Source organism: Cohnella cholangitidis, from assembly GCF_014107495.1.
In the GTDB taxonomy this organism is placed as follows: Bacteria; Bacillota; Bacilli; order Paenibacillales; family Paenibacillaceae; genus Cohnella; species Cohnella cholangitidis.
In genome coordinates this window covers 2692900-2708001 of record NZ_CP041969.1, presented here as the reverse complement: position 1 = coordinate 2708001, position 15102 = coordinate 2692900, and the positions used below count along the sequence as shown (strand labels likewise).

Below are 15102 nucleotides of genomic sequence, written 5' to 3'. Positions count from 1 at the left end.
GGGGGAAACGAGATGGGAAAACAATTTACCGCATTGCTGCCCGTACATGAGGAATTCATTGCGAAACAACGCATCTTTTTCGTGGGATCAGCGCCGCTGTCCGAAGACGGCCACGTGAATATTTCTCCTAAAGGCTACGACACTTTGCGGGTTCTGTCCGCCAATAGAGTAGCTTACTTGGACATGACCGGGAGCGGAAACGAAACCAGCGCCCACATCCGAGAGAACGGAAGAGTTACGGTGATGTTCTGCGCCTTCGAAGGCCCGCCGAATATTCTGAGGCTGTACGGAACGGGGACGGTCGTCCTGCCGGGATCGCCGGAATGGAATGAATTATATCCGAAGTTTTCGCCGATTCCCGGAGCAAGACAGATCATTATCCTTGATTTCGACATCGTTCAGACGTCTTGCGGCTACTCCATTCCCTTCATGGACTATTCGGGAGAGCGGGAGACGCTGAGCCGGTGGGCCGATCAGAAGGGCGAAGATGGGCTTAAGCAGTATTGGAAGGACAAAAATACGACGAGCATCGATGGATTGCCGACTCCTATCGGGGAAGCGATCGGCGATTGAGACGGAATCATTCGCGATGTCGTTGATTAAAGTGTACTTGCCGGGAATATAGGTTAGAATGGAGTACAGAAGAAAGCGAATGGGAGCTGCGCATCATGTCTAATGCGAACGATGAAGTCATATTGACCAAAGAAGGCTTAGCCAAGCTGCAAGCGGAGCTTGATGATCTTAAATACGTAAAGCGCAAGGAACTCGCCGCCCGGATTAAGTTGGCGATCAGCTATGGCGATCTTAAAGAAAATAGCGAATACCATTCGGCCAAGAACGACCAATCGTTCATGGAAACGAGAATTATCGTGCTGGAGAAAATGTTGAATAAAGCCAAAGTCGTCGATTCCGACGATTTGGATCATTCGACCATTCAGGTGGGCGCGGTCGTCGTCTTGAACGACATCGAATTCGCCGAGGAGATGGAGTACCAGATTGTCGGCCCTGCGGAGGCGGACGTCATGGAGAACAAAATCTCTTACGAAAGCCCGCTGGGCAAAGCGCTGGTCGGCAAAAAGGTCGGAGATGTCGTTAGCGTCGAAGCGCCTGTGGGAGTCGTTAAATACGAGGTACTACAGATTAAGGGCATATAACCGAAGAGAGCTGTTCCAATAGGCGATTGGCCTACGGGAACAGCTCTTTCATTAGGTCACGCCATGATGCTGCCATAGATCAGAAATCGGCGTTGCCCATTTTCCCCGCTTGGAAGTCCTTGAAGGCTTCGATTAATTCCTCGCGGCTGTTCATGACGAACGGGCCGTGCTGGAAGACCGGCTCGTTCAGCGGTTCGCCGCTCAACACGATAACAAGCGTATCATCGGTTTGCCCTTCGACGAGAATTTCCCCGGGAGCGTTCGCGAACAAAATGAAATCCCCTTCGTTCGCAGCTTCGGCGCCGTTAATCGTTGCGGTCCCCCGCAGCACCAGAGCCGCCGTATTGTAGGAGGAAGGCAGCTCGAACCGGGATTTACCGCCCGCTTTAAGAGCAAGATCGAACAGGTGGATCGGGGTGAAGGTTTGGGCCGGACCCTTCACTCCGTTGTAGTCGCCGGCGATCACCCTAACGGTTCCGCCCTCGTCGGGAAGGTCGATTTTACCCATGTCGTTCTTTAGCAGCTCTTGATACTTAGGCGGATGCATTTTATGCTCGCGAGGCAGGTTCACCCACAATTGGATCATTTGAAAGAGGCCGCCGCGCTTGGAAAATTCGGGTTCATGATATTCCTTGTGCAATAAGCCGGAGCCGGCCGTCATCCATTGCACGTCGCCCGGGCCGATGATCCCGTGGTTGCCATGGTTGTCATGGTGTTCGATATAACCCTCGTAAGCAATCGTCACCGTCTCGAAACCTCTATGCGGATGCGCTCCGACTCCCTTCACGGAGGCAGATGGCGGGAAAGTAAACGGAGCATTATAGTCCATCAAGATAAAAGGGCTAAAACGCTCGCCGAAGTCATTTCCCGACGGAAAGTAGTTGGACACTCGAAAACCGTCCCCGACCATATGGAATGGCGCTCCCGCATACGTTCCCTCTATTGGGCGAAATGTAGTCATTTTAACGTTCCCCTTTCAATTCGTATATCTTAAAACTATAAATCTTAAATTTAAGATAATATAAAAATCGGATTTAGTCAACCTCTTGGCAAGGGACCAAGCAGCAAAATATACTGGCCAAGCTGTCCACTCCATTGCGGGTTTCCCGAATAAAATGATTATGAACCGTCGTTAAGTTTGCCGGTTGGAGGGAGGCGAGCCATGAGGAAAGCCAATGTCAAAGCCATCGAAAACCAGGTGTATTCCAATCGGGTGCTCCGTTCCGAATTCGATGGAAAGTGGAGAACGATCGTGTCCAGAAGCGGGTATGTCATCTATGTCGCAACGGCTAGTCGCGCGGAGGTCAGGGTGTTGCTGAATAACGGCACTTCTAAATTGCTAACGTTCAATAAAGGGGGAAGAGTACTGGTCGGCGGCGGAGGCACGAGCCATTACAGCAAACCCCATCTCGCGGTAGATATTTAATGGATGAGCGCTAAAGCCAACTGCTTTAGTGCTTTTATTTTGCGCTCGCCCGGGTAACCTATCGCCATACTTTGTCCTATTTTGGTGTGACTGAAATCACAGGTACGCGAGTTACCCTAACCTATACTTAGGACATTCCGATTTGAGAAGGGGCGAGAAACGGCATGTTAAGCGTAAAAAGCATTGAAGTGATCAAGTCGACGGTACCGGTTCTGGAGGTGCATGGGACGGCGATTACGAAGCGGTTCTATGAAATGTTGTTCACCAAACACCCCGAATTGTTGAATATATTCAATCACGCCAATCAGAAGCAGGGCAGACAGCAAACCGCGCTTGCGAACGCGGTGTACGCCGCGGCCGCGAATATCGATAAGCTGGAAGCGATCCTTCCGGTAGTGAAGCAGATCGGACACAAGCATAGGAGCTTAGGAATCAAAGCCGAACATTATCCGATCGTGGGACAGAATTTGCTGGCGGCCATCAAAGACGTGCTAGGGGATGCGGCAACGGAGGAGATTTTGCAGGCGTGGGCGGAAGCATACGGAATCATTGCGGATGCCTTCATTAGCGTAGAGGCGGAAATGTACAAACAATCCGAGGAGCAGGAGGGCGGCTGGGCGGACTTCAGAGCGTTCAAGGTGGCTAGGAAAGCGAAGGAAAGCGACGTCATCACTTCGTTCTATCTCGTTCCGCAGGACGGCAAGGGCATTGCCGCATATGAAGCGGGACAATATATAAGCGTTAAGGTCGAGATTCCGGGAGAGAAAAATACGCATATCCGCCAGTACAGCCTTTCGGACGCGTCCGGAAAGCCTTACTACCGGATTACCGTTAAGCGGGAAGACGCGGTGGAGGATCGCCCGGCGGGCAAAGTGTCTAACTACTTGCATGAGCAGGTCGGCGAGAACGATGTGCTGTTCCTTTCCGCTCCGGCTGGAGACTTCACGCTGAACGCGCAAGACCAACGTCCGGTCGTGCTCGTTAGCGGAGGTGTAGGCTTAACCCCGATGTTCAGCATGCTCAAGACGTTGGCCGACTCTCAGCCTAAGCGTCAAGTGACGTTTATCCATGCCGCTCAGAACGGGAAGTTGCACGCTATGAAGGGGCAAGTTGAAGAGCTTGTCGGCAAGCATTCCCAGCTTCAAGCTTATTGGTGCTACGAGAAGCCGACGGAACAAGACCGAGACGAGCATTCTTACCACAAGGAAGGTTATGTGGACCTGCCTTGGCTGCAAGCCGTAGTTCCGACTCGAGACGCCAGCTTCTATTTCTGCGGCCCCGTGCCGTTCATGAAGACCATCTATCGTGCATTGAAGGAATGGGGAGTCCCCGCGACGGACGTTCATTACGAGTTCTTCGGTCCTGCGGGCAACTTGGAACTGGTTTGAGAACGAAGCAGCCGGTTCACCGTTTCCCGGCGGACGCCGATGAATTGGGCGATTTCGTCTTGAGTGAGCAGTTCCGTTAAGTCGATATCCTTGAAAAAGGACTGAAACCAAGCTTGGAGTTTACGTAGCTTGTCCGCGGGCGCCACCTCCGTCAGTTGGTCGATCCGCTTCTGCATCATTCGCAGCTTATCTTGAAGGAGCAGCGCGATATCGCGGCATTTGTCCGGGTTGCGTTCGAGATCCTGGTACCATTCCTTGGCAGGCAGGACGTCGACTTCGCAGGTTACTAGCGCGATAGCCGTTCCGTAATTCGGATTGGGGCTGATTAACGAATGGTGGGGAATGATTTCGTTCGGAACGATAACATTCACCATGACGGGGGTGCCGTCTTCGTGAATGCGCACGATCTTCAGGAGACCGCTCTTAAGATGATACAGGGAACCCGATTCTCCTTGGCGAAAGAGAACTTCGCCTTTATGCAGCAACATAGATAGACCTCCTAGCTGGAGCGAATGCCGACCTGTCGGCGTTCGCTCTTTCGTTTACCATTGTAGCATCATCATCGAACGATTAGGAGTTATGTTAGAATAGCAGGTAAAACGAAAGCGGTGGTCGTCTTGAAAAGAAGGATCGGTTGCTTGCATGCCCATTACGCCAACATTGAGTACATAGAGCAGGCTTTCTCCAAGGTTGAGGCGGAGCTTCTGCATTTCGTCGATCCCGCCTTGGTGTACCGGGTGTCGTCGGACGATTCGTTCAGCTTGCCCGATGCCGAGCGCAAGGTGAAGGAGCAGATAGAGTGGATCGCTCAAGCCCGCGTCGACGCTATCCTGATTACGTGCACGAATTACGTGGCGCTCCTTCAAGATGATCAGCTCGCGGTCACCGTCCCCGTCATCAAAATTGATGAGCCCTTCTTCGACCTTGTAAGCCATCGGGAAGGAAATCAGATTCTGCTCTTTACGAATCCGGCTACCGTCGAAGGGACCATGGGACGGTTGCAGGAATACGCTTCGGCGATAGGCAGGCGGCCGGACATTGAGGTTAGGGTCATTCCCGATACGTTCGAGCTGTTCATGCAGGGGAATAGAGAACAGTACAAGAACGTTCTGGCCGCATCTATTCGCGAGCTTCTGGCCGCGGACCAAGGGAAGGCGATTTCCGTCGCCCAATTGTCGATGACGGAAGCGGCAAGATCGGTATCGGAAGAGACGGGCGTTGCGATAGGCAACCCGTTGGACGCTTTGGCGCCATACGTGGAAAACGCTTTGTTCAAGTAACAAATAACGATATGGAGGTTTTAGATAAGAAAACGACAGTTCTTGATTTCCTTTTTTGTGACAAATCTCACAATAACCCATTGACTTGATCGGAAAAGGGGAATAAAATAGCTCATTGGGTGAGTTGAGTTTATGATGAACTTAAAAACGATCGCAATCTGTTTATATATCGTAGTCGTTTACTGGATTTCCACGCACATTCCTTCGTTGCATTCGCTATTTTTTCCGACGATAGGGGCGTTCAGCCTGCTGTTTATCTCGAAGCCGTTCAGCAAGACGGAGTTGAGCAAAATCGCGTTCGGAGCCATCGTAAGCTCGGTGATCGGAACGGTTATCGTATCCGTGCATCCGGGCGTGATCTCTTTGTTCATTAATACGATTATCGTCATAACGCTTATTACGAAGCTGAAATGGAACGCGCCTCCGATTCTGGCGGTTTCCTTCGTTCCGTTCTTCGTGCAGCCGACGTTCATATGGGCGATTCCGCTGTCGGTTTGCGGAGCGCTGCTAGGATTGCTGATTACGCTGTATGTCGTCCATCAAATCGAGAGCAGATGGTCTTCGCTGCCGTTCCTGGTTAAGGGAACCGCCGCTCAAGTGGAGTCCGAGAAAGCCGCATAGCCGCATTTACAATTAAGACACCCGTCGGGGTGTCTTTTTAACTTATCAGAATGTACGGAAAGCTCCCTGCGATGCCAGCGCCGGAGCGCCCAATAACGGCACCGCGTGCCGCTATTCCGCCCAAAACAGCGCCGGAGCGCTCAATAACTGCACCGCGTGCCGCTATTCCGCCCAAAACAGCGGCGGAGCACTCAATAACGGCACGGCGTGCCGCTATTCCGCAAACAGCGCCGGCGCCCAATAACGGCACGGCGTGCCGCTATTCCGCCCAAAACAGCGGCGGAGCACTCAATAACGGCACGGCGTGCCGCAATTCTGCCCCAAACAGCGCCGGAGCGCCCAATAACGGCACCGCGTGCCGCTATTCTCTTTACGCTGCCTCCATCTTTCTCCATCTCTCTCGCAGTCAGCAGAACGATCGGAATACGGCTGCGGAAATTTATACCGGAGTATAATAGCGATTTCGCTTTACGGATAGTACGCTTCCATTGGAGAGGGTGATATCTCTGGCCACGAGAAATTAATCTTGATCGGGGAGAAAGCGGAAGGCTCGAAAGGGAATACGTAATGTTACCGATACCGGGTACGGACTGCGGCGTTTAATATGAACATATCGGAGGGAAAGGAGCTGGTTACTGTGTTGAACTACCCGAACGCTGCGCACGCGGGCACGGAAAGCGGTTATCCGGCTCCAGAGCATGCTGCGCTCATCGAATTGCTGCTAATGGAAGAGAGGCAACGTCTGGCCGGAGATCTTCATGATATAGTAGGGTATACCCTGACAACGGCGATCGTCCAGATCGATGCGATTCGCCGGTTGCTGGAGCAGAACCCGGACGCGGGCGTTCAGAAGCTGAATCTGCTGCAGGAGGCTGTGCGTACCGGACTGGAGGAGATCAGGAAATCGGTGAGGTCCTTAAAGGAAGGCAACGTCGATTTCGATCTGGCGGCAGAGTTGTCCCGGTTAGCGGAGACGACTAAGGCTGCGACGGGAGCGAACGTGCGACTCGAGCTGTCCGCGCCTACGGAGTGCCTTAACGCGTACCAGAAGAAAGTGATTTACTATACGGTCCAAGAAGGGTTAACGAACGGGATCCGCCACGGTAACAGCACCCGGTTTACTCTATCTATGCTCTGTAATAGCGGCAATCTCGAGCTCGTCCTGAGCAATAAGGGCAAACCTTACGTCCAATGCGCTCCGGGGTTCGGGCTAACGACGATGCAAGGCCGTATCGCGTCACTCGGCGGAACGATGACCCTAACGTCAACGGGGGAAGGCTGTCGGCTTCATATTCTGCTTCCGCTATTTCGACCATATTGCGCTTCGTAGATTAAGATGACCTTACCCGTACCTCGTCTTCCTTTTATCGGCTATTTTAGCCTTGCGGCGTTGCAAAAAACTCGGTTCGATCGGACAGGTCGGGATTGCAACGGGAACGGGCAAACATGCTATAATAAATGACAGGTTACGGGAACGTACACACTAATCGAAGCGAGGTTTGTTCATGATTTGGGAGAATAAAATTGCGACCACACTGCAATGGTCGAGAGAAATTTCAAATAAAGAGCAAAAGGAAAAGGTGGCCGACAAAATCGCCGAGCGCGTGAAGAACGGCGACGTCATCGGCGTGGGCTCGGGCTCGACGTCTTTCTTGGCGTTGCTGGCGATCAGCAAGAAGGTCAAAGAGCAGAATCTGAGCGTTCTCGCCATTCCGACGTCGCATGAAGTGTCGCTAACCTGTTCGATTCTTGGTTTGAATACATCGACTTTGCTTAACGCCAGACCGGATTGGTCGTTCGACGGAGCGGACGAGGTGGATCCGCAGAAGAGCCTGATCAAAGGAAGAGGCGGCGCAATGTTCGCGGAGAAGCTGGTCATGAAGAGCTCGCCGGAGAACTATATTCTCGTGGATTCCTCTAAATTCGTTACTTACTTAGGGGAGAAGTTCGCGGCGCCGATCGAAGTGGATCCTAGAGCGGTGAACTTGGTCGAAGACGAATTGCTGAAGCTTGGCGCGAACGAGATCAACCTTAGATTGGCCGTGTCGAAGGATGGTCCCGTCATTACGGAAGCGGGCAATTTAATCCTCGATGTTCGGTTTAACAAAATCACTTCCGACTACGAGAAGGAAATCAAATCCATTCCGGGAGTTATCGAATCCGGATTGTTCATTAACTACAACGTTGAAATTCTGACGACGTAGAATCTAATACCGGCCAGTGGGCGCTTTAATCAAGTGCCCGTAGCCGATTGAAATAAGGTGAGCACCCGTTGGCGGCGCTCACCTTGTTTGTCGTCTATTTCTTGACCAGCCTAGCATATTGCGTGCTGGTACCGTCCCATAGATAGATGGAGGCACCCGTTTCATGAATCGCTTCGGCAACGCTCCAGTCATGGCCTAGCTCGCCTATTAACAGCTTAAGCGGCCAATCGGCATCTCCCGTTTTCGCCCATTTGCCTTTAATGACTTTGCCGTCAACCGAGCTGTTCCATTCATAGGTGCCGTCGTTTCGGATCAGCAGTCCTCCGTTAAGCGAGCCGACGCCCGTGAGGGTTTGGTAATGCTCTTCCGTCTCTAGAGTGGCGGATGAGCTAGGGACATAGACTTGGTAAGTATGAAAGAACGCGGACACGTCATCGGGATCGATGGTAAATCGGATCGTGCCGTCAAGGGAACTGCCGGGAATGCTCCATGTCCCGCTTAGGCGATTGACGTCCGTTACGCTGACGGTAATTAGGCCGTCGATTTTCTTCGTACTCTCGCGGAGGGGGTTATGTCTGCTCACTTGACGCATAACGAGTTTGTTGCCGTCCGCTTTGCCCGTTAGGGTATCGATCTCGCCGGTTCCCATCCACTCCAGCTTTCCTCCGAATTCGCCCGTTTGTTCATTATAGTCTTGGAAAGAGATGTGGAACTGGTCGCCGTATAAGTGTCCCTTCCGGAGAGAGCGGCCGGAGTTCGTTTTACCCGATTTAAACAAGGCAATCAACTTGTCCGCCTCGGCGGGGGATGAGGGAGAGTCGGAGGCTCCGGCTCCGCTGATCGTTAGGGTGCGAGATTGGTTATTAAAGGCGACCTTAAGCTTCAGATTCTGGCTGACGAAGCGGACGGGCACTAAGGTAGAACCGTTGATATGTTTAGCGGGCACGCTTAGGGCTACCGGGCTGCCGTTTACTTTGGCGATCTCTTCGTCTAACCAGAGCTCGATCCGGTTACCGTGCAAGAGGATGGTGATCTTCCGTTCCTTGTTCTCCCACTGAATGTCCGCGTCTAGCGCCTCGGCTATGAAACGAAGGGGAACCATCGTCGTATTGTCGATAACGGTTGGGGGAGTCGACAGAGAAATCGCTTTGCCGTTTACCTTGGCGGATTTGCTGCCGATTGTCAATGTAATGGTCATGTTCACTTCGGAAGCGGGCAGGGGTTGAGCGGCTTTTATGATGGCTTTCATCGGGGGCGTGTAATAGAGAAGCTGTTCCTCGTCGTTAAAGCCTTCCACGACGTAATAGTACACTTTGCCTGCGCGGGCGGTTTGATCGATATAGTCGGGCTCTTCGATGAATGAATCATGAAGCAAGAGGTAATCCACGTTGTTTTCGGAACGGTAGACTTTCCATGCCGTCGCTTTGAGTTCGGGAACCCATTCGATGGCGACGTTGCCTTCTTCGAACTCGAAGGTCGGATACGCTGCCTCCTCTTCCGGTTCATTCTGAACGGCGACGGAGGCAGCTTGATCGAGGTAAGGGGCGGCTATGGCGCTAGAGGACAAGGGGGCGATAATCAACAATACGCAGAGCTTCATGGACAGGGCTAATCGTATCCCGTTTCTCATTCCATTTCTCTCCCTTAATCGTAGTTACATAGAACTCTAGCAGATCGGGAGTGCAGTTAAAGGTTGAACGTGTCGAACAAGAAATGGATTTTTGCGCATAAAAAAGGGCAAAATTTCGAAATGAGCGGAAGTTGAGGTTGAGACAACTATGAATGACAAAATCGTTTTGCCGATCTGGTCGATCGGTTTGTTTATCGTCGTAATGAATACGACGATGTTTAACGTATCGATTCCGAGCATTATTACGGATCTTCATATTACCGCGGATCTTGGATCATGGATTATTTCCAGCTATTCCATCGGTTACGCTTTGTCGACGGTTATCTATAGCAGGCTTTCGGACATCGTTCCGATTCGCAGGCTATTGGCCGCGGGATTGATTATATTGGGGCTGTCCTCGATTATAGGAATTTTCGCGCATGAATTCCGTGCTTTGCTCGCGGCAAGGATTTTGCAGTCGGCCGGAGCGGGTGCGATGGCGGGTCTGGGGCTCGTGCTCGCTAGCCGTTACGTACCGGCGGAAAGGCGCGGCAGGCGATCGCCATGATCTCGGCGGGCAGCGCGATGGCATTCGGGCTCGGGCCGATAGTCGGAGGAGTCATCAGCGAATACTTGGGATGGAACGGATTGTTCGCGGTTACTTGCCTGGTTCTCGTCGTTCTCCCCGTGCTTCTTCGGTTGCTTCCCCGGGAGAAGCCGACCCGCGGACGATTCGATATGATGGGGGCGCTCTTCACGGTCGTCAACGCGGCTTCGCTGCTCGTTGCGGTTACCCAACAGTCGATGGCGTGGTTTGCGGTCAGCGTCGTCTCTTTTGCGGTGCATTTCTGGTATTTGCGGAAAGCCAAAGAACCTTTTATCGACCCGGGACTGTTGAAGGTGCACGGATACAGGAAGCTTCTGGCTATCGGCTTCTGCGTCTTGATCGTTAATCTGGGAAATCTGTTCCTCATGCCTCTCGTGCTGGCGCAGTTGTTCGATAAATCCGCGATGAGCATCGGATTAATGATTGCTCCGGGGGCGATCCTATCGGCATTCATGACCCGATTCGTAGGGCGATGGATCGATCGTTACGGCAACGTCCGTTTCTTGCTTATCGGGCACGCCGCGCTTGCCGCCGTACTGGCGCTCTATTCTATGGAAGCCGTCGTCTCCCCGTTGGTTATTCTGTGCGGATACCTGTTGTTCTCGCCCGCGCTCTCGGCAACGCTGTCTTCTTTGAACAATGAAACCTCCCATCGCCTATCGAATAATAAGATCGGCTCCGGAATGGGGCTTATGCAGCTCGTCCAGTTTTTCGGAGGTTCGATTTCGGTGGCGGTATGCGGGCTTCTGCTCGAATACCAGTCATCGATACCGTTATCCGAGGCATTCCGGCATGTATACGAGCTATTGCTCGCGATCTGTCTCTGCTCGATCGTATTGCTGTTGAGCTATCGCAAATCTTCGCGGGCCCGGGCTCTAAGCCGACCCTAGGGAATCGAGCTTGTCCTTGATCCAGGAAATGACGAACGCCTTATCCCGATGCACGGGGTTAATCCGTTCCCACCAATCGTCGAAGTACTGCTGGAACGCGTTGACGATCGTTCCCTCCGTGATGGAGATCAGCTCGACCTTATGGTCCGTTTCGCGCTTGGGCATGACCCCGATGAGGATCGTGTGGTCGCCTTTAATATCGAATTGAGCCTTGCTCAGAGGCTTGTATTTGTTCTCGTCGACGAGGGCGATCTCGAACTTCTCATACGTCTCCAACAGTTCAAGCACGTGCAACAGATGTTCCCGTACGTCTTCGCCGGCGGGGCGGTAGTAAAAATTGCTGTAGTAGCGACCGTTCGTGACAAGCTCCTCGAAAGCTCTAATGGGGTAGATGTGTCTCATCTTATAATGCTTAATGTCTCTGTGGAACGACTGAACGGTGTCCGCTATGCGTCTAAGGTGGATACGGCGTTCCGCCTCGTCCGGGATGGAAATCCGCAAATACTTCTCCATCAACGGATAAGGGACGGTTAGGAAAGAAAGGTCCTGCATGCTCAACAAGTGGTTTCCCGACTTCCTGTCTTTGGCCGGGTTCAGCTCGAAGTACTCTTCCTGACTAAGGATCTTGATCAGGGGCTCGATATTCAGGAACATTTGCCCCACGTATCTCTCTATCATGCTAACCGCGTCGATCTCGTCCAGGTAGAGGCCTGCATCGATCTCCTTGTGATTATCGGCGGCAAAGCCCAGAATAGCTCCCATCCCGTTAACGAGAATGATCTCGTAAGGAGGGGAGTCGATGCCGTATTTATCGAAGTAGTACAACGAATACGCGCCGGAGTAATTCGTCCAATCGAGAATCTGATTGACGAGCCGGAGCGACCGTTGCACGTTTTTGTTTAATCTGCACAGATGGCGTACGGACCAGCCACGGCTCAACGCTCGAACGATCGTGTGCTGCCACTCGTGATGAAGCTCGGGATAACCTTCGAAGATTTCCCTCTCGCTCTGAAAGGTAAGCGTGATTTCCCCGCCCCGCGCGAAGCGCCCGTCATCCAGAGCCGATTGCAGCATCGATATCGCCGCCGCAAGGATCGTTCGCCTGCCGGAAATGACTCTCGGAATGCGCTTCAGGAAGTTCATGGTATCCGACGGGTTGGATGAAACGGAAATGGCGGATGCCGGGTCAGCGTCGCGATGGGATAGCATCAGTAATTCCGATACTTCGCTCTGGGATCCTGCCTGCCTGCGGTTAATCCGAGATTCGCCATCCAGCGATAGAGTATGAATCTGCGCCTCCCGAAGAAGCCGGGTCACCCCCGCTCGAATGGAATTCTCTTCTTCGTTTAGAGCCAGTTTCTCCTCGATGGCAGTCTTTAAGGCCGAGACCGCAGCCTTGCGGTATTCATTGTCCAAGCCGTTGCAGAGGGCGTCCGCGATCTGTTCGACGTAGTTCGAATTGAGCGCCGGCGTTCGATTGCCTCTGATCCATCTTCGTACGTAAGAGGCGTCTATGTTTAAGGCTTTGGCTAGCTGTGCGGCAGACCATCCCCGAATCGTCAGCAGTTCCTTTAATTGAACCCCGAACGTCTCCTTCTGGATCATTTTACCACCCCTTGTTCATTCTAGCATATTGTCGAGGACAATGTTGTCCTGTCCTGATCCGACTCGGATTAATCCTTGCTATACTCACTTCAAGATCGAAGACGCGGTCCGGTCTTCTCCGGTTATCGTCGACCATATCGTATGTTTTGGAAGCAACGATGATCATGTTTACGCGGTCGAACGAGGGAGTGCTGTTCGTCGGGTCTGACGACGGTTATTTATGTGCAATCGAGCAGGGCAAGACGTTCGCACCATTTTCAGAATAAGGCGGGGGTTTAGTGAGAGTCTCTTTTCTCGTTACGATTATCGCTTGTTTGAGCTTTTTTATTATTGCGGGATGCACTTCCGACAACGCAAGCTTAAGCGTTCAAACCGTACCTTCTCAGAATGCCAAGCTCGTGAAGTCCGCCGGGTCGCAAGTCGTTCACGCCGATTTGCATAGCGATGCCCTCGACAGGGAGATGGGATTGTCCATTTACGTTCCCCCGGGTTACGACCCGGACGACGCGGAGCGTAAGTATCCCGTGCTGTATTTGTTATACGGGTATGGAGGAGACCGGGACGCCTGGTTTAATTACCTTCGTATTCACGAAGTTGCCGATCGGTTGATCGAGCAAAACAAGATCGAGCCTTTGATCATCGTCTGCCCGAATTACGGGAATAGCTTCGGAGTCAACACGAAACCGGGGGAAGGAGTCGATCCCGGGGGAGTGGACGAGGGGAATTATGGGGACTATCTCGCACGGGATGTCGTATCCTATGTCGATAAGCATTACAATACCCGAACCGACCGGGAAAGCAGATTCGTCGGCGGAGCATCCATGGGCGGCTATGCGGCGCTAGTTCTCGGATTTACGCAGGATCTGTTCGGCAAGATCGGCGCGCATAGCGCGGCTCTCTGGACCTACACGTCGACGGACCAGTTCATTAGCCAACGGGATTGGCTCTACCCGAACGAAGAGCTTCGGATGGCGAGAGATCCGTTCAAGCTGGCGGAGACGATCGGTTTGGGCGATGTCCAAGTGTATTTGGATGCCGGCACCGGGGATGGATTGGCGGAGAAGGACCATAGCCTATACAAGCTTCTGGAAGCCAAAGGCGTCGATGTTCAGTGGGTTCCGAATCCCGGCGGGCACGATTCCTCCTATTGGACGGGGCAGTTGGAAAATTATCTGTTGTTCTACGCGGGGATACCGGCGGGCGGCGCGGCACCTTCCGAAACTCCTCATCGGGAGCTGTGGAAGTTCCAAACCGGAGACAGAATCACCTCTTCGCCGCTATTAGCCGCAGGAAAGGTTTATTTCGGCAGCGACGATCATAATCTATATGCGGTCGATATCGATTCCGGGAAGCAGGAATGGAGCTTCGCGGCGGACAGCCCGATTCGCTCGAACCCGAAGCTGGATGGGGAGTCGATTATATTCCAGAGCCATTCGGGCACGGTCTATCGTCTTGATGCCGACACGGGGAAACCGCAATGGAGCGTGCCAGCCTCCAAGCCGATCGTAGGCGGGGAACAAGATGAATGGGATTATTACGACTCTTCCGCTTCCATCGACGAAGACGCCTTATATGTCGGAAGCGCGAATGCCGAGCTGCTAGCTTTGAATGCGGATACGGGAGAGCGGCTGTGGGAGTACCAAGCCAACGCTCCCGTCAAGAGCTCCCCGGTTCATGATGAAGCTTCCGTCTACTTCGGCGACTGGGATGGTTATATTTATGCTTTGGACAAGAGCAACGGCAAGCTTCGCTGGTCGTTCAGAGCGGACCCGTACGATCGGCACAAAGCGATTCAGTCCACTCCCGTGCTCCATGACGGCGTCCTTTACGTGGGTTCGCGCAACTTTAAGCTCTATGCGATCGATTCGGATAGCGGCAAGACGTTGTGGGAACAAGCGGCCCCAGCTTGGGTCGCCTCGCCGATCTATCAAGATCATGATGAAGACGACACGTTATACGTAGGCAATTCCAACGGGTATTTCGTCGCCGCGGTAGACCCGAAGACAGGCATGGAGAAGTGGCGATTCGAGACGAGCAGCAACGTATTGGCCGCTCCGGCGTACGAGAACGGACAGCTAGTGTTCGGATCCGGCTATGCGTATTCGAACGGCGGCAAAGACGAGCATTTGTATGTCGTCGATGCCCGCACGGGACAATTGGCTTGGCAGATCGACACGGATAAAATACAGACGACGCCCGTCGTAGCCGACGGGGTCATCTACTACACGAGCTTCGATGGCGGCCTCCATGCCGTCCGATCCGGCAGTTGAGCGGGGCATGGTCACGTGACTAGTCATGTTGTCGATGTTGCCGAATTA

At 52.9% G+C, this 15102-nt stretch carries 13 protein-coding genes and 1 pseudogene; 10 read left to right on the top strand and 4 right to left on the bottom strand.

The window, feature by feature from the left end:
* The first annotated feature begins 12 nt into the window (after nucleotides 1-12).
* Together FPL14_RS12790 and greA are read left to right on the top strand one after the other, a co-directional pair.
* Entirely contained in the window at nucleotides 13-573 is a 561-nt protein-coding gene (locus FPL14_RS12790) for a pyridoxamine 5'-phosphate oxidase family protein (protein ID WP_182303341.1), read from the top strand.
* 95 nt (nucleotides 574-668) lie between these two features.
* The gene (greA, locus tag FPL14_RS12785) at nucleotides 669-1154 is read left to right on the top strand and encodes a transcription elongation factor GreA (RefSeq protein ID WP_182303339.1); all 486 of its coding nucleotides are present in this window, start codon (nucleotides 669-671) and stop codon (nucleotides 1152-1154) included.
* 79 nt (nucleotides 1155-1233) lie between these two features.
* Here the strand turns inward: greA and FPL14_RS12780 are convergent, their stop codons facing one another.
* Complete coding sequence (locus tag FPL14_RS12780) at nucleotides 1234-2115, bottom strand: pirin family protein (RefSeq protein WP_182303338.1); 882 nt, start codon at nucleotides 2113-2115, stop codon at nucleotides 1234-1236.
* A gap of 201 nt (nucleotides 2116-2316) precedes the next feature.
* On the opposite strand from FPL14_RS12780, the gene FPL14_RS12775 reads away from it, so the two are divergent.
* Both FPL14_RS12775 and hmpA read left to right on the top strand, forming a co-directional pair.
* Complete coding sequence (locus tag FPL14_RS12775) at nucleotides 2317-2580, top strand: hypothetical protein (protein WP_182303337.1); 264 nt, start codon at nucleotides 2317-2319, stop codon at nucleotides 2578-2580.
* Between the two features lie 164 nt (nucleotides 2581-2744).
* Nucleotides 2745-3968: an NO-inducible flavohemoprotein gene (gene hmpA / locus FPL14_RS12770; RefSeq protein ID WP_182303336.1), complete on the top strand. Its 1224-nt coding sequence runs from the start codon at nucleotides 2745-2747 to the stop codon at nucleotides 3966-3968.
* On the opposite strand, the gene FPL14_RS12765 is transcribed toward hmpA, so the two are convergent.
* Complete coding sequence (locus FPL14_RS12765) at nucleotides 3926-4456, bottom strand: Crp/Fnr family transcriptional regulator (RefSeq protein ID WP_182303335.1); 531 nt, start codon at nucleotides 4454-4456, stop codon at nucleotides 3926-3928. The genes hmpA and FPL14_RS12765 overlap by 43 nt on opposite strands.
* Before the next feature lie 129 nt (nucleotides 4457-4585).
* On the opposite strand from FPL14_RS12765, the gene FPL14_RS12760 reads away from it, so the two are divergent.
* The 4 genes from FPL14_RS12760 (at nucleotide 4586) to rpiA (ending at nucleotide 8073) form a co-directional block, all read left to right on the top strand.
* Nucleotides 4586-5248, top strand: coding sequence for an aspartate/glutamate racemase family protein (locus FPL14_RS12760; protein ID WP_182303334.1), 663 nt, complete (start codon nucleotides 4586-4588; stop codon nucleotides 5246-5248).
* Between the two features lie 132 nt (nucleotides 5249-5380).
* Complete coding sequence (locus FPL14_RS12755) at nucleotides 5381-5869, top strand: hypothetical protein (RefSeq protein WP_182303333.1); 489 nt, start codon at nucleotides 5381-5383, stop codon at nucleotides 5867-5869.
* Between the two features lie 637 nt (nucleotides 5870-6506).
* Nucleotides 6507-7199: a sensor histidine kinase gene (locus FPL14_RS12750; RefSeq protein ID WP_182303332.1), complete on the top strand. Its 693-nt coding sequence runs from the start codon at nucleotides 6507-6509 to the stop codon at nucleotides 7197-7199.
* A gap of 175 nt (nucleotides 7200-7374) precedes the next feature.
* The gene (gene rpiA / locus FPL14_RS12745; RefSeq protein WP_182303331.1) at nucleotides 7375-8073 is read left to right on the top strand and encodes a ribose 5-phosphate isomerase A; all 699 of its coding nucleotides are present in this window, start codon (nucleotides 7375-7377) and stop codon (nucleotides 8071-8073) included.
* A gap of 94 nt (nucleotides 8074-8167) precedes the next feature.
* Here the strand turns inward: rpiA and FPL14_RS12740 are convergent, their stop codons facing one another.
* Nucleotides 8168-9703, bottom strand: a complete 1536-nt coding sequence (locus FPL14_RS12740; RefSeq protein ID WP_182303330.1) for a copper amine oxidase N-terminal domain-containing protein — start codon at nucleotides 9701-9703, stop codon at nucleotides 8168-8170.
* A 148-nt stretch (nucleotides 9704-9851) separates the two neighbouring features.
* On the opposite strand from FPL14_RS12740, the pseudogene FPL14_RS12735 reads away from it, so the two are divergent.
* Nucleotides 9852-11179 (top strand): annotated as a pseudogene (locus FPL14_RS12735) (MFS transporter).
* On the opposite strand, the gene FPL14_RS12730 reads toward FPL14_RS12735, so the two are convergent.
* Nucleotides 11165-12784, bottom strand: coding sequence for a helix-turn-helix domain-containing protein (locus tag FPL14_RS12730; RefSeq protein ID WP_182303329.1), 1620 nt, complete (start codon nucleotides 12782-12784; stop codon nucleotides 11165-11167). The pseudogene FPL14_RS12735 and the gene FPL14_RS12730 sit on opposite strands and share 15 nt — an antisense overlap.
* A gap of 278 nt (nucleotides 12785-13062) precedes the next feature.
* Between FPL14_RS12730 and FPL14_RS12725 the strand changes: the two genes are divergently transcribed.
* The gene (locus FPL14_RS12725) at nucleotides 13063-15054 is read left to right on the top strand and encodes an outer membrane protein assembly factor BamB family protein (protein ID WP_182303328.1); all 1992 of its coding nucleotides are present in this window, start codon (nucleotides 13063-13065) and stop codon (nucleotides 15052-15054) included.
* Nucleotides 15055-15102 lie beyond the last annotated feature (48 nt).

Bases quoted from the DNA above. Each gene is read 5' to 3' on its own strand.
- FPL14_RS12790 (WP_182303341.1), top strand. From the start codon at position 13: ATGGGAAAACAATTTACCGCATTGCTGCCCGTACATGAGGAATTCATT.
- greA (WP_182303339.1), top strand. From the start codon at position 669: ATGTCTAATGCGAACGATGAAGTCATATTGACCAAAGAAGGCTTAGCC.
- FPL14_RS12780 (WP_182303338.1), bottom strand. From the start codon at position 2,115: ATGACTACATTTCGCCCAATAGAGGGAACGTATGCGGGAGCGCCATTC.
- FPL14_RS12775 (WP_182303337.1), top strand. From the start codon at position 2,317: ATGAGGAAAGCCAATGTCAAAGCCATCGAAAACCAGGTGTATTCCAAT.
- hmpA (WP_182303336.1), top strand. From the start codon at position 2,745: ATGTTAAGCGTAAAAAGCATTGAAGTGATCAAGTCGACGGTACCGGTT.
- FPL14_RS12765 (WP_182303335.1), bottom strand. From the start codon at position 4,456: ATGTTGCTGCATAAAGGCGAAGTTCTCTTTCGCCAAGGAGAATCGGGT.
- FPL14_RS12755 (WP_182303333.1), top strand. From the start codon at position 5,381: ATGATGAACTTAAAAACGATCGCAATCTGTTTATATATCGTAGTCGTT.
- rpiA (WP_182303331.1), top strand. From the start codon at position 7,375: ATGATTTGGGAGAATAAAATTGCGACCACACTGCAATGGTCGAGAGAA.
- FPL14_RS12740 (WP_182303330.1), bottom strand. From the start codon at position 9,703: ATGAGAAACGGGATACGATTAGCCCTGTCCATGAAGCTCTGCGTATTG.
- FPL14_RS12730 (WP_182303329.1), bottom strand. From the start codon at position 12,784: ATGATCCAGAAGGAGACGTTCGGGGTTCAATTAAAGGAACTGCTGACG.